This window comes from Elusimicrobiota bacterium (assembly GCA_016706425.1).
Taxonomy (GTDB): Bacteria; Elusimicrobiota; Elusimicrobia; order FEN-1173; family FEN-1173; genus JADJJR01.
The window spans coordinates 636783-650542 of sequence record JADJJR010000001.1 but is presented as its reverse complement, the minus strand read 5'-3'; the positions used below and the strand labels follow the sequence as shown (position 1 = coordinate 650542).

At 67.8% G+C, this 13760-nt stretch carries 8 protein-coding genes; 1 reads left to right on the top strand and 7 read right to left on the bottom strand.

The genetic code is table 11. The annotated features are described in order from the left end of the window. Positions 1-93: 93 nt before the first annotated feature. The 7 genes from rpe to IPI56_02650 all read right to left on the bottom strand — a co-directional run bounded on the left by rpe (position 94) and on the right by IPI56_02650 (position 12941). Positions 94-780, bottom strand: coding sequence for a ribulose-phosphate 3-epimerase (rpe, locus tag IPI56_02680; protein ID MBK7544649.1), 687 nt, complete (start codon positions 778-780; stop codon positions 94-96). Then, on the bottom strand, positions 777-1787 hold the full coding sequence (locus IPI56_02675) for a PASTA domain-containing protein (GenBank protein MBK7544648.1): 1011 nt from the start codon (positions 1785-1787) through the stop codon (positions 777-779). The genes rpe and IPI56_02675 overlap by 4 nt, the downstream gene beginning before the upstream one ends. 28 nt (positions 1788-1815) lie before the next feature. After that, a complete protein-coding gene (gene rlmN, locus IPI56_02670; GenBank protein ID MBK7544647.1) occupies positions 1816-2901 on the bottom strand; it encodes a 23S rRNA (adenine(2503)-C(2))-methyltransferase RlmN in 1086 nt (361 codons plus the stop codon). A gap of 30 nt (positions 2902-2931) precedes the next feature. After that, positions 2932-3819 (bottom strand): protease HtpX, encoded by an 888-nt coding sequence (htpX, locus tag IPI56_02665; GenBank protein MBK7544646.1) that lies wholly within the window; start codon positions 3817-3819, stop codon positions 2932-2934. 3 nt (positions 3820-3822) lie between these two features. Then, the gene (locus IPI56_02660; protein MBK7544645.1) at positions 3823-4755 is read right to left on the bottom strand and encodes a methionyl-tRNA formyltransferase; all 933 of its coding nucleotides are present in this window, start codon (positions 4753-4755) and stop codon (positions 3823-3825) included. A gap of 7 nt (positions 4756-4762) precedes the next feature. Further along, entirely contained in the window at positions 4763-5296 is a 534-nt protein-coding gene (def, locus tag IPI56_02655) for a peptide deformylase (GenBank protein ID MBK7544644.1), read from the bottom strand. Between the two features lie 79 nt (positions 5297-5375). After that, a complete protein-coding gene (locus IPI56_02650; protein MBK7544643.1) occupies positions 5376-12941 on the bottom strand; it encodes a hypothetical protein in 7566 nt (2521 codons plus the stop codon). A gap of 372 nt (positions 12942-13313) precedes the next feature. On the opposite strand from IPI56_02650, the gene IPI56_02645 reads away from it, so the two are divergent. Beyond that, complete coding sequence (locus IPI56_02645; GenBank protein ID MBK7544642.1) at positions 13314-13754, top strand: hypothetical protein; 441 nt, start codon at positions 13314-13316, stop codon at positions 13752-13754. Positions 13755-13760 lie beyond the last annotated feature (6 nt).

Below are 13760 nucleotides of genomic sequence, written 5' to 3'. Positions count from 1 at the left end.
TAGCCGCACCGGTGGGACACCGGGGCGGCGCAAAAGTTCTTGGTGGAATGAGTGGGAATGATTCGACGCGGCGCGGTTCGCGGCCGGTCCGGCTCACATCAACGGAGCGGGGGCGCGGGCCGCCCGGCGGAGGCCCCGCAGGGCGACGGCCGGGTTGGGGGCGCCGAAGATCGCGTTGCCGGCCACCAGCGCCTCGGCGCCGAACCGCGCCGCCGTGGCGGCGGTCTCGGCGTTGATGCCGCCGTCCACCTCGATCCAGGGGCGGCGGGCGGGGGCCCGGCGGGCGAATTTTTCTTTCAGCCACGCGACTTTGGGCATCATGTCGGGCATAAAGGACTGCCCGCCGAAGCCCGGTTCCACCGTCATGACCAACACCAAGGCCACATCGTTCAGATAGGGAGCCAATTTTTGGATGGGGGTCTTGGGCCGCAGGGAAAGCCCCGCCGTGCAACCGTGCCGCCGGATCAAGCGGAGCGTGTCTTTGGGTTTCCGACAGGCCTCGGCGTGGACGGTGATGTTCCAGGCCCCCGCCTTGGCGAAAGCGGGGATGAATTTCTCGGGGCTTTCAATCATCAGGTGGCAGTCGAGCTTGAGGCGGGTGCACTTTTTCAGCCAGTGCACGACCACGGGGCCGATGGTGAGGTTGGGGACGAAGTGGCCGTCCATGACGTCCACGTGAAGCCAATCGGCGCCCGCTTTTTCAACCCGGCGCACCTCCTCGGCCAGGCGGGCGAAATCCGCCGACAGGATGGAGGGCGCGATGGCGAGGCGCGGGCTCATCGGCCGAGGGGGCGCTCCTCGACGAGGACGCCGTTCACGAAAATCCGGGCGCGGGCCGGTCCGTCCACCGACACCGGCACCTCGACCCGGGCGCCGGCGCTCTGTTCGTCCGAAAAGATCTCCCGCTCCCCGGCGTCGTCGCGCAAAACGATGCGCACCCGGACGCGGTCCGTCCCTTCGGGCACGTTGTAGCGGATCAGGGTCACGTCTTTGGAGTTTTTTCTGTCGGACTTGGAGACCACGAACCGGACCTCCGCGCCGTCGCCCACCGGGGTGTCCGGGCCGGGGTTCTGCTTCAGCACGAGCCCCGGCAGGGCGTCTTCGGTGAGCGTTTCCTGCACCGCGGGCGTCAAGGATTGGTCCTCGGCCCACTGGCGGGCCAGGGAATAGGGTTTATTGACGAAATCCGGCATCAAAACGGTTCCCGCCGGGGGCCCGCCCTTGGAGACGGTGAGGTCCACCATCGCGCCGGGATGGGAAAGGGTCCCGGCATCGGGGTTCTGCGCCATCACCAAGCCGGTCTCAAATTTGTTGGAGTAAACCTGGCTGACGGCGCCCAGGGACAAGCCGGCCGTCCGCAGGCGGTTCTGGGCCTCGGTCAGCGTCGCGCCCGCGGTGTCGGGCACGTAGAGGATCTGCCCGCCGGAAGAAAGGGTGACGCGGACGATCTTCCATTCGCGCACGCGCAGGCCCGCCGGCGGCGCCTGCCGCACAATGGCGCCGGGTTGGAACTTCTCGTCGAACTGAATGCCTTCCTTGGACAGGGACAGGTTGAGGGGAGCCAAAAGGTCGAGAGCCTGCTCGAGGGTTTTCCCCGTCAGGTCGGGCACTTGAACGACTTTGCGGGAATGAAGAAGCGCGCTCATCACCCAATGGAGGGAGAAAAGTGTGGCCAAAAGCGCGATGACGAACAGCCCCCCCCACATCCCCCAGGAACGCCGCCGCAGGGCGGACAGGGGCCACACGCCGGGGGTGTCGTTGACGGGATCAATGTCGTTGGGGGTCATGGACGGATTTCTCCTCGAAAAGAGTGGGCTATTTTATCATTTGCGGCGCGCCCAACTGGCCGCACCCGGCGGTGATGTCGACGCCCTGGGGTTTGCGCAGGTGGACGAAGAGACCGCGGTCTTTCAGGATCTTGGCAATGCCCGCCACGGTTTCCTCCGAGGGCCGTTCGTAGGGCAGGCCGGGCACGGGGTTGTAGGCGATAAGGTTCACCCAGGCTTTTTTCCCCCGGAGCATGTTGGAAAGCCTTTGGGCTTCCCGCACGGAATCGTTGACGCCCTTGATGACGATGTATTCGAAGGTGACCCGCACCCCGCCCGTGATCCGCTGGTACTCCCAGGCCGCGTGCAACAGCTCCTTGATGGTCCAGCGGGCGGATTTCGGCATGACGCGGCGGCGCGTTTCATCATCGGCCGCGTGCAGGCTGATGGCGAGGTTGACCTTGGGGGCGAGTTCGGCCAACTTGACGATTTGGGGCGCGAGGCCGGTTGTCGATACGGTCACGTGGCGCGCCCCGAAATGGAACCCCAGCGGCGACCGCAGGGCCTGGAGGGCGGTCAATAGATTATCGAAGTTGGCCAGCGGCTCGCCCATACCCATGAAGACCAGGCTCGACAGCCGACCGCCCAGGACCTCTTCCGCCACGAACACCTGCTCGAGGATTTCGGCGGGCGTCAGGTCCCTTTCAAAGGGCACGCGTCCCGAGGCGCAAAACACGCACCCCCAGGCGCAGCCCACCTGGGTGGAGAGGCACAGCCCCGTCCGGGCCGACCGGCCCTTGGCCCCCGCCTCCGTGGGGTCGGCTTCGTCGTCCTCGCCGGGACGGCTCGGCAAAAGAACGGCCGAAAACGAACCCCCGTCGGGGGCTTCAAAAAAAAGTCGGGAGGTCCCGTCCGCGGCGGAAATCTCCCGCCGGACCAGCGTGAGCGAACGGAGACGAAAGGACCCCGCCAGGCGGTCGCGCAGGGCCTGGGGGAGGTCGGTCATCTCGGGGAAGGATTTGACGCGCCGTTGGAAAACGGCCGTGAGGATCTGACGGGCGCGGTAGGCGTCCTTGTCGCCGAGTTCCAGGGCGAGGCCCCATTCGGCGAACGGCACGTCCAACAGGTTTTTCACGGTGCGACGCGCCCGGGAAACGGCGGGGGGTTACAAACTCGCCTGGCGAAGACGCTCGATGCGCTCTTCGAGGGGCGGGTGCGTCGACAAAAGCGCCAGGAAACCGCGCCGACCCGAAATTTTTAAGGTCGCGATGGCCGCCTGGCGGTTGTCGACGGCGGCGACGTTGCGTTGAAGCGCCTGCAGGGCCGCGATCATCTTTTCCCGGCCGGCCAGGCGACCGCCCCCCGCGTCGGCGCGGAACTCGCGCCAGCGGGAGAACCCGGCGACCACCAGCATGCCCAGAAGGCTGAACACGATTTCCAGCAGAATCGTGACCATGAATTGAATCGAACGGCGGGATTCTTCCTTCACCTGCTGGCTCACGGCGAAGGCGATGACCCGGGCCAGGAACATGACAAAAGCGTTGATGACCCCTTGGACCAAGGTCATGGTGACCATGTCGCCGTTGGCGACGTGGGCGATTTCGTGGCCCAGCACCCCCTCCACTTGGCTCCGGTCCATGGAGCGCAGAAGACCCGAGGAAACGGCGACCAGGGCGCGGGACCGCGTGGGGCCCGTGGCGAAGGCGTTGACCTCGGGGCTTTCGTAAACGCCCACCTCGGGCATCGCGGGCAGCCCGGCGACCGTGGCCAGGTTGTGCACGGTCTGGACGAGCCAGGCCGCTTCCCCCGAGGCCGACGCGGGGTCGATGACCTGGACGCGCATGGTCCACTTCGCCATCACCCGGGACAAAAGCAGGGAAATGAAAGCCCCGCCCATGCCCCACACGAGGCAGAAGACCATCAAAGCGCCGTAATCGATGCCGTGCGCCGTCATGTACCCGCGCACGCCCAACAGGTTCAAAACGATGGAGAGGGTGACCACGACCAACAGGTTCACCGCCATAAAGAGGAACACGCGCTTCATCATTGCCATGGGTTATGCCTCCTGTTCAAATCGATGTCCGACCGCCAGCCGGGCGCCGTTCCAATAGCTCTCGGCGTCCATCTCGCGTTTTCCCTCGGGTTGGACCCGGGTCACGAGCAGGCTGTCGGAAACGCATTTTACCAAAAAACCCCGCCCTTTCTCGACGGCGACGATTTCCCCTGGGCGGCCATTGCCGTGGGCCCGGGCCTCGCCGGCGCGGATTTTGAGACGCGCGCCCTGGATCCGCGCCGTGGCGCCCGGCCATTCGTAGGTGCCCCGCACCAGATTGAGAATCTCCCGGGCGGAATGGCGGTCCCAAAAAACGCGGCCATCCTCTTTCTTAAGAAGCGGCGCCTCCGTCCATTCCCCGATCTGCGGGGACGGCTCCCAGGAACTCGAACCTATCTTACGGACGAAGTCCCCCAAAAGTTCGACGCCCTCGGCGGTCAACCGCTCCCTTAAAGTCGCCGCGTTGTCCTCCGGCCGGATCGGCACGGTTTTTTGCAGGAACACCGGCCCCGTGTCGAGGCCTTTTTCGATGCGAAACAGACTCACGCCGGTCTCGGTTTCCCCGCGAATGAGAGCCCATTGAATGGGTCCCGCGCCGCGGAATTTGGGAACCAGGGAAAAGTGCGCGTTGACCAGCCCGTGTGTCGGCGCGTTGAAAACCGCGGGCGGGAGGAGATACCCGTAGGCGACGACGACGCCCACGTCCAGGGGGCCGAAGGCCGCCGCCAAGTCCAGTTCTTTGGGGGACGTTGGTTGAAGGACGGACAGGCCGAGTTTTTGCGCGGCGGTTTTGACCGCCGGGGGCGTCAGGGCGTAACCGCGCCCGACGGGCCGGTCCGGGGCCGTGACCACCCCGCGCACGCGGGTGAGGGACGCCAGCCGCTCCAAGAACGGCACCGCGATGGGGGGCGTTCCAAAAAAGACGGTGTTCAGCACGGGGGAATTACCAAAGACCGGCTTTTTTTCGTTTGCGGATTTCCCAAAGGACCTTGAGGCGTTTGGCGAGGGAAAGATGGTCGATCATCACGACCCCGTCGAGATGGTCCATTTCGTGCTGGAGGCAACGGGAAAGAAGCCCCTCGCCTTCGACGACCACGGGCGCGCCCTTTTCGTCCACGGCGGACACCCGCACCCAGGCCGCCCGGGGCACGGTGACCTGAATGCCCGGAAAGGAAAGGCACCCCTCCTCGGAGCGGATCCGGCCTTTTTTCTTTTCGACCACGGGGTTGATCAGGACGAGGGGTTGGCTTTTCCCGTCGGGGGCCACGTCCACCACCATGAGGCGCAGGGAAACACCCACCTGCGGCGCCGCCAACCCGATGCCCGGCTCGGCGTACATGGTGCGGAACATGACCGGGATCAACCGGCGAATGTCGTCGTCCACGGCCGCCACGGGCTTGGCGGGGCGGACCAACACCGGGTCGCCGTACTTGCGGATCGGCAACAGGAGGGGCAAAGGCTTGGGCGCGGCGCTCATACCAATATTATAGCACCGTCGGAAACCTTCCACAAACCGGGTTCCCCGCGCGAGCGGGGGCGGCCCCGGGTTTCGGGAATCAGGCCGCGGTCAGGGCCGCGCGGGCCGAGCGCAACGCGTTTTGCGCCTCGTCCAAAACCGCCGTGAGGGTCAGTTCGCGCAAAAGGCCGATGATCATCCGCACGACCACGTTCGCGGGAAGGTCGGATCGGTCCCAGGCGTGGGCGCCGCCCACCCCCGACACCACGTCCACCGCGGACAGCCGGTCCGGGTTCACCCCGGCGGCCTTGAGCACCCCGCCCAGCCGCACCGTCGCGGGCAAGCCATCGGTCCCCCGCGTCACGGTCCGACCGTCCAGGACGTCCAAATACACCCACGCCCCGGCGGGGGGCGCCTCGCCGCGCCAGGCCGCCCAGGCGGCCTCCAGGCGTTCCCGTTGGCGTTCGGAGCGGGCCACCAACACGGGCGCGGGCTCGCCCCGGGCGGTTCGTTCCGCGGCCGCCGCCCAATGGTGCCACAGATGGGTTTCTTTTTCCGCTTCGGTCAAGTCCAGGACCGCGACGGCCCCGTCGGAAAAGGCGGTTGGGGACCCCCCGCGGGTCCAGGCCGCGGCGCGCCGGGCCAAGGTCGTCAAGGCGCGCCCTTCGCGCGGGGAGAGCGCCGCCCCTTTCAAGATGGAGCGGGTTTCCCGGAAGTCGTTTTGCCACCCCCGGTCGGCGCCCCAACGCGCCCCCCCCAGAGCGCCGTAGGCGAGCGCCGTCCGCAGGGCCTGCTCGGCCCAGTCGGTGTCGGTGGGTTTTTCCAAATACCCCGCCAGGGCTTCGGCCCAGGGACGGTCGGCGACGCTCCAGGCGCGCGCGCCGCCCAGGAGCCGTCGCCGCAGGAGGGCGCCGGGCGTTTTGTTCTGGGCCGCGCGGCGACGGCCCACCATCGACAAGACGGGCACCACGGGCGCCAGCCACGGGGCGCCGGCGGCGTCCAGGGGCACCGCCTGTTGCGACAGCGGAATGTTTGGGGGGTTAAAGGACGTCACGGGCGCCGCTTCGGTGCGAACCCGGGTGCCCCGATCGAACTCCGCCGCGCGGACCCAAACCGCGCGGGCGCCGGGGGTTTGGGCCCGCACGCGCACCAGGGTTTTCTCCGGATTGCGTCGAATCACTGTCAAGGCCGTCCCGGCGGGGATCATCCCCTTTTTCAATTTCAGTTCGCCCGTCCCCTTCGCGTGATACCACACCCGCGTCGTGAGGGGAACGGCGGCTTCCAAAACCACGACCGGCGGGGCGACGTTTTGGACACCGGCCGGGACGCTTTTTTGCACCGTTTCGGCTCCCACCAACGAACCGACGACCGCCGGCGCGGGGCGGTCCAGGGCGTTTCGCGCGGAAGAGAGGACCCGTTCCCCGCTGGACGACAGGATCACGACCACGAGCGCCAGGGCGGCCATCCGCGTCCAGCGCCACACCCAACCCGCAACGCGGGGCGCGGTGTCTGAAGGCGACGGGGGGACTTCCACGTCCGTCGGGCGCGGCGGGGACGACTTGCGCGCCGGGGCCGCCGCGGGCGTTCCCACGGACGGTCCGACCTCCGGCAGGGGGTCGGGAAGGATTTCGGCCGTCGCCGCCCGGGGCTCCAGGCGCGGGGTCAAGCCGAACACCGCCCGGACCTCTCCCTCCGAGAGCGGGGCGAAGGGCTGTTGCGTGGTGGACGTCTTGGCTTCGCTGGAGGTCATGCCCACCACGAAGTTCAAGGGGCGAATGCCCGCCATGCGCTCCGCCACTTCCAACGACAGGACCATTCCCGCGGTGTCGCGGGCCGGGCCGTCCTGCACCAGGTCCTGCAACACCGCCAGGTCCGGGTCCGACCCGGCGACGTCGTCGCTCTTCATGTGGAGGGAGATGTAGCCCTCCGAATAGGCGGCGCTGGCCTGGGCGCGCGGCTTGTGCCCGATCCCCATGCGCCACACCCGGCCGGGTCCGTTGGGGCTGCCGCCCAATTGCTTGTAATTCATCAGGGTCGGCCCCTCGGCGTGGCGGGCCTCCCCCTGCAGGTAAATGTTGCCCCGCACGTTGGAATTGAGCGCCTCCTCGTGGGTCAACCGTCCGAGGGACGACTCATTGATCGAATTGAGCCCCATCCAGCCGAACCGGTGGCTGAGCATGCGGCGCCAACGGGCGGCGCTCAAACGCGCGATGGAATGCTGGGCGTCCGCCAAGACCAAAACGCGGCCGCCCAACCGGTCCCACAACGGACGTCCCTGGTATTTTCTCAAGGCCAGGGTGAATCCGAAGAAAAAGAAAATGTAGGTGAACGCGTTCACCAAGTTGACCGGGGAGACGTCCAAACCCAGGGGCAAGGAGCCCCACCCCGTGCCCAGGGCGCCCCAACCCGCCGCGCGGCCCGCCGCGTCGAGAGCCAACACCAGGGATTCCCCGGCGAAAAGACCCGCCCCGAAGACCGCCACGCCCCCCAAGGCGGCGAACAAACCGTGCCATCGCCAGGCGCGGGTTTTCCACGCCGCGACGGCGACGGTCAACAGCCCCACGCCGGCCGCCAACAGCGGCACCCCGTCGGCGAACAGGTAGGCCCCGTTGGGGAACCCGCTCAGGAGAACGCTCGCCGGCGTCGCGTGGAACAACAGGGTCACCGCGATGAAGAGGGCCGTGGCGCCCGTCGCCCAGAGGGATTCTAAAAAGGCTTGGCTCAGCCGATCGGCCCCGGCGCCGATCTGGTCGGGAATGTCGTTGGTCTCCCCGGTGCGCCGCAGGTGGCGGTGGGGGTTGCCGTCGGCGTCCAACCCGGTGATCCGGCGGTCCAGTTCATCGCCGTTGTCCACCATGCGGCGGATGGACCCCGGGATGTGTCCCGGCAGGCCCCCGCCGGCCCAACGCCGGCTCTTGGCGGCCAACGCCGCCGCGAAGCGCGCCGACACTTCCTTCAGCAGCCGCTCCGTGGCCTTGTGGGTGACCGTCGCCGCCTCCGCCGGGTGGAAGGGATCGAGGGCGGGAAACGTCACGAAATTCCGGGCTTTGAAGGGATCCCCGGCGCCGAGCCCCTGCCCGAGCACTTCCTCCGTGTAGGGGTTGTCGATGTCCGCCGACACCAGGAAATGGGGGGGCGTCGCGTCGTCGGGAAGACCGGCTTTTTCCCGCAGGCCGCGCCAGGCGGCGTGGAGCCCTTCGAGCGCGTAAAAGGTGTTCGCCGTCTGGCCCGAACTGGTCAGGCCCAGGACGACCGTGTCGGCGCCAAAGCCTTCGTCCCGCATTTGAACCAAATCCTCCCGGGTGAATTCCGCGCCGTACACCACGCGGACGTTGAGCCGCCGACCGGCGAGGCTGGATATTTTTTCCAGGATTCGGGCGTGGGCCGAGGCCGCGTCAAAGCTCTTTTCCGTGCCCACGATCACCAGGTCGATCCCGCCGCCCGCGGATTTCCGTTTGGCCAACCGGTCGGCGAGCAAACCCACGAGGGCGTCCGCCGAGCGGCTGTTGTTGGATTTCGGATCGGCGAAATCCTCGGCCAGTTTCGCGTTGACCCAGGGAATGGTTTCCGTGTCGTCCCGCACGCGCTTTTCCGCGGGCACGGCTTCCGACGTGGAGGCGGTGACGTGGGGGCTGGTTTCCAAATCCAACCACCGCGCGTCGGCGAACGCCTCGGCCGGGCGGGACAGGTCGTAGGACGCCACCCGCCCCCGCTCCACGTGGTCGATGACGAGCCGGGTTCCCCGCAGGGTCGCGACCTCCCCGTTCTTCAACGTCAGGCGATGGCGGAACGGGCTTTCCCCCGCGCGCGCGCCCAAAAAGGCCTTGGCCTCGCTGCTGCCGGCCACGCTGAGCCCGTCCGTCGACATCCACAGGTAGAAGGGCTGACGCTGGCGCAACCAAACGGCGCTTTCCCCCTCCAACAGCGTGCCCGCCATCACGCCGAAAGTGGACGTCGGGTCCGCCCGCCGCAACAGATGGACGCCCGCCCGACGGAGATCGCCGGTGAAGAAAAATTTTAAATACAGGTCGGCGAAGCGCCGCGCGGCGCGCGCCTGGTCCGCCCCCTCCAGCGCGGCGAACCAGGGCAAGATTTTAAACACCGCCCGCGATTGGTCGGCCAGGGTGTTCCGAAGTTTTTCGATGTCGGATCCTCCGACGAACGGCACGGCGTCCTCCAGATCCCAGACCGCTTCGTCCGACACCCCCCGGGCGCCGGCGGCGGCGAACAACGCCTCCCCATGCGTCGCGGCCGGGTGCCGGCGGTGGAGCGCCTCCAACTCGGCGGCAAATCCCTGAAAGGTCTTGGCCTGCATCAGCCCGTCCAGCGTGGCCGGCGTGGGCGCGCGGGCCAGGACCTCTTCGGCGGACAGGTCCTCCCCGGGCAAGGATTCCAAGGACGTGTTCAGCAGGGCCAACCGCAGGGACGCGCGCACCGACCCTTGGGTGATCCAGCGGTCGAACCGGGTGGCGATTTGGGGCGAGTCGCCCTGAGCGGGGTTTTGGTGTCCCGTCATCCGCTCGCTCAGGCGGGCGTCGTCCTCGTTCGAGAGCTCGACCTTCCGATCGCCCCGGCGGAACAGGACCGTGGCGTTGTCGTCGCCGTTGTGGGCGATGGCCACGCCCCGCGGCAGGGCGACGGATTTCACCGTCGGGGCGTCGACGGGCCGTTCCCAGGGCCGCTCGTACTTGGCGTCGCGTTTTCCGTCCCCGATGTAAAGGACCGTGTCGGTTTCCCCCGCGCTGGTGTGGGGGTGGGCGTTGACGGCCACGGGCTGGGCCAGGTTGGTTCCGTAGCGCGTGTGACCGATCACCACCAGGCGCCGCAGGCCGCCGAACCCCGCCTTTTGGGCGCGGGCCGCGAGGCGGGCCATGCCCGCGCGCATCAGCGCCCCCAGGCGCGCGCGGCGGTCCCGCTCCTTGGCGGTTTTTTCAACAAAGAACGAAAACTCCGCGTGGCCGTTTTCCCGCACCGCCACCGCCGCCACACCCCCCGACTGGCCGCCGCGGTGGAGCGTGCGCAGGACGGCCCCATCCATCAAGCGTTGCACGCCCTCCGGCAGGGTTTCGGATTTTGGGTTGGGACCGCCGTACACCACGCCCACCACCCCGCAGGCCAGCACGCGGCCCACGCCGGAGAGCGCCGTGCGGAGATCCGACACCGACGCGAGGGCCGTCCACAGGTTGATCCCCGCGAAAGCCGCCAAAACCAGGTCGGTCAGTCCCAAAGTCCCTGTGAGCGACAGGAAGGGCGCCACCAGCCCAACGGCGGTCAGGTTGGCCAAGGGCCCGGCCAGGGCCACCCGGCGCGCCGCACCGTCGGCCATGGGACCGATGTCCATTTTGGGCGCCTCTTTTTCCGGGGAAAGGCCGGGCAGGAACACCGGGGCGAAGGGCACCAGACCGGTCCAGCCCAGGGACCGCGCGTAGGCGGCCAAGGAACCGCGGAAGGAAGCTCCTCCTTCGGTCCGCGCCGCGGCCGCGTGTCCGGCCCCGTGCAGGAACGCCGCGCCGAGGATCATGCCCCGCAACATGAGGCCGCCGGCGATGGCCCCCGCCCCCAAACCCCACAAGAGCGCCGGCGGCGCCAAGGACGCCGCCCCCCACCACATCAAGAACGCCGCCCCCGCGATCCATTCTGGAATCGCCCGGACCAATGTCTTGCCGCCCAGAGCGTAGGGAACGCCGCCGACGGTGTCCGTCTCCACGACCCGCGCGCCGGTCTCTTCCACCGAACGGGCGAGTCCCTCCCCGCTGGCGGCGGCCCCGTCCCGGGGCGAGGCGACCATCACCGACTGGGCGGAACCGGCGAAGCGAATTTCGACGGTGCGCCGGTCCCCGGTCGCGTCCCACGCCGCGGTGGCCTTCCATCCGCCCTTGGCGATGAAACCGTTGAGATCCGCGCCGCGAACCAACGGCACGCTGTAAACCAACGCGGCGCGATCCAGGGCCTTGGCGGCGGCGTGAAAGGGAGACGCCGGGTCCTGGACGGCGACGGACGTGGCCGAAGGGGGGTTCATGAAAAGCCGGTCGCCCAACAACAGCCGTTCAAGAGGCGTGCGGGTCGACGCGAAGGCCTGCAGGTACCCGGTGCCGTCTTCCGGCACTTCCGTGACGAAGGGGGCCACGACGGCGTGGGAAAGGCCCTTGACCTCCAACAACCGCCGCAAAGCCGGGGCGTGAAACCCCCCGGTCACCAGCACAACGTCGCGCGCCCCGCGCCGTTCGGCCGCGGCGAGCGCGTTGTCCAAAAGAGCCGCGTTCCGCGCGTCGGCCGCCTCGCAAAAGGATTCAAAAACGGGCAGTGTCGATCGCAAATCCGTCGCGGCGTCGACCGGCGCCCCCAACGCGGTCGCCCGTTCAACCCAATCCCCCCACCGCGCGCGGCGCGCGCGGACCCGCTCCCATTCGACGGGCGTCAGCGCGTGGGTCACCGCGCGTTCGGCCAGGCGCAGGTCTTGAATCCATTCGATCAACGGCCGCTCCGACGGACGGGAGCGTCGGGCGTAAGCGCGGTCTTCGGAAACGTCCCACTCCTCCAGGAGCGCCGTCGGATCCACCGCCTCGGCGGCGGCGACGTAGCGGATGTATTTTTGGAACGGCGGGTACGCCGAAACGGGCACGCCCTTGGAAGCGGCGGTTTCCTCCAGGCGGGCGTAGTAGTCGCGGCCCGAGAGGCCCCCCGCCCGGAACTCCGCCGTGAGGCGCACCAAGTGTTGGGTTTCAAAAGGCGACAGGCGCGGGGAGACCCGCTCGATGAAAGCGGCCCGCGCTTGCTCAACATCGGGGAAGGCGAATCCCTCCTCCAGGCGTTTGGCGGACAGGAAACGACGGGTCTGCGGGCCCGCCGCGTCCCCCAGGGCCTCGGCCAAAACGGCGGCGTAACGGGCGGCGTCGCTCCGGTCTTCGTGACGGGCGGCGATTTCCTTGTCCAGGGCGCGGAGTTCCGGCGAAAACAGCCGGTCCGCCGCTTCTTGGGAATCGGTTTTCAGCCGCGCCAGGGCGGCGCGGGTTTTGTCGCTCACCGGCAAAGACGCCCGGTAGGCGCGCACGTGGGCGTCGTAGAGCGCCGGGTCTTCCACCCCCCACAGGGCGGGAGCGGTTTCGGCCGTCAAGGCGAACAACTCGACGCCGTTCAAAAAGCCTTTTTTAAGCAAATGCTCCGCCAAGGCGCGTTGGTCCGCCGGGGCAAGGAGGTCGCGGTATCGGTCGAAGGCGAAGGCGCCGGAGGTCCCCTCGACCCCGATCACGGGGCGGGCCGTGGACGAGAATTGAGCGAGGAACCCGGCGATGTTGCGCTGGGCGGAAACGACGTCGTGGGCGTCCAGCAGGAGGAACACCCGCGGGCCCCGGGCCGGGCCTTCCCAAAGGTTTCGGACCTCGCCGTGGCGCGAGACCGCCGCGCGGGCCCAGCCGGGCACCGACGGTTCGGGACGCGGCACGGGTGCCGACAGCGCGGCGGACCCCACCGGGGTCCAGGAAACGCGAAGCGCGGCGGGCCGTTGGGCCAACAGAGGGCCGGGCCCCGACGGCGCGGCGTCCGAACGGCGGGCACGGGCGCGGTCCTCCCAGAAAGACGCCTCGACCGGAGCCGCCCCGATCACGGTAAAAAGGTAGGCGCCGGTGGTGACCGACGCGATCCAGCGTTGCGCAAGCGAAGTCTTCATGTCCGTCTCCTTTGTTGCCCCACAAAGCAAAAAAGGCGTCCCGCGCGGTTTCACGCGCAAGACGCCTTCGTCGTTGGGCCGCCGCGGCGGCCCGGCCCCGGCGGTGACATCCGCGGGAGCGGGGTGTGGGGGGAGGCCTCCCGTCCTCCCCCCGGCCTTTCGGCCTAAATAAAAAGTCCCACCGGGCCCGAGGCCGAGTGGGACGTCGTTGTCATTGCTTTCGCACGACTGTGTGCTTTCTTGATTGTATCAAATCGTTGGGAAAAGTCAAATCCTTATCCTTGAATTCACCCGCGGGGCGGTGCACAATTATAGGTGAGGCGAAAACTTTCCCATCGATACCCGCCCCCGGGGTTCACCTTGATTGAGCTGATGCTCGTCGTGGCCATCCTCGGCCTATTGGCGGCCATCGCCATTCCCAAATTCGGCGATATGCTGGTTCGGGCCCGGGAAGCAAAAAACCTCGCCCTCCTGGGAACCTATCGTTCTGCGCTCGGTTTGTACTACGCCGACACCGAAGGGTTTTACCCAAGCCACCCAACCCATCTCGTCGGCAAATACCTTTCACCCATCAGCGGGGGTTACAACATGACCCCCATTTCAGTTCGGACCCTCCCTCACGACTCGACCGACCCGTTGAGTTTCGTATCTTACATCGGGGCGCAACCCCTTAGCTATTTTCCCGCGGGCATGCTTGATACGGGCGGTTTTGGCTACCGCCTTTTCCCTACAAATCCCCCGTACACCGGCGGCCGATTTTTCATCAACTGCACCCACCGCGACAGCCGGGGAACAACCTGGTCCCGCTTCTAAGCTCCC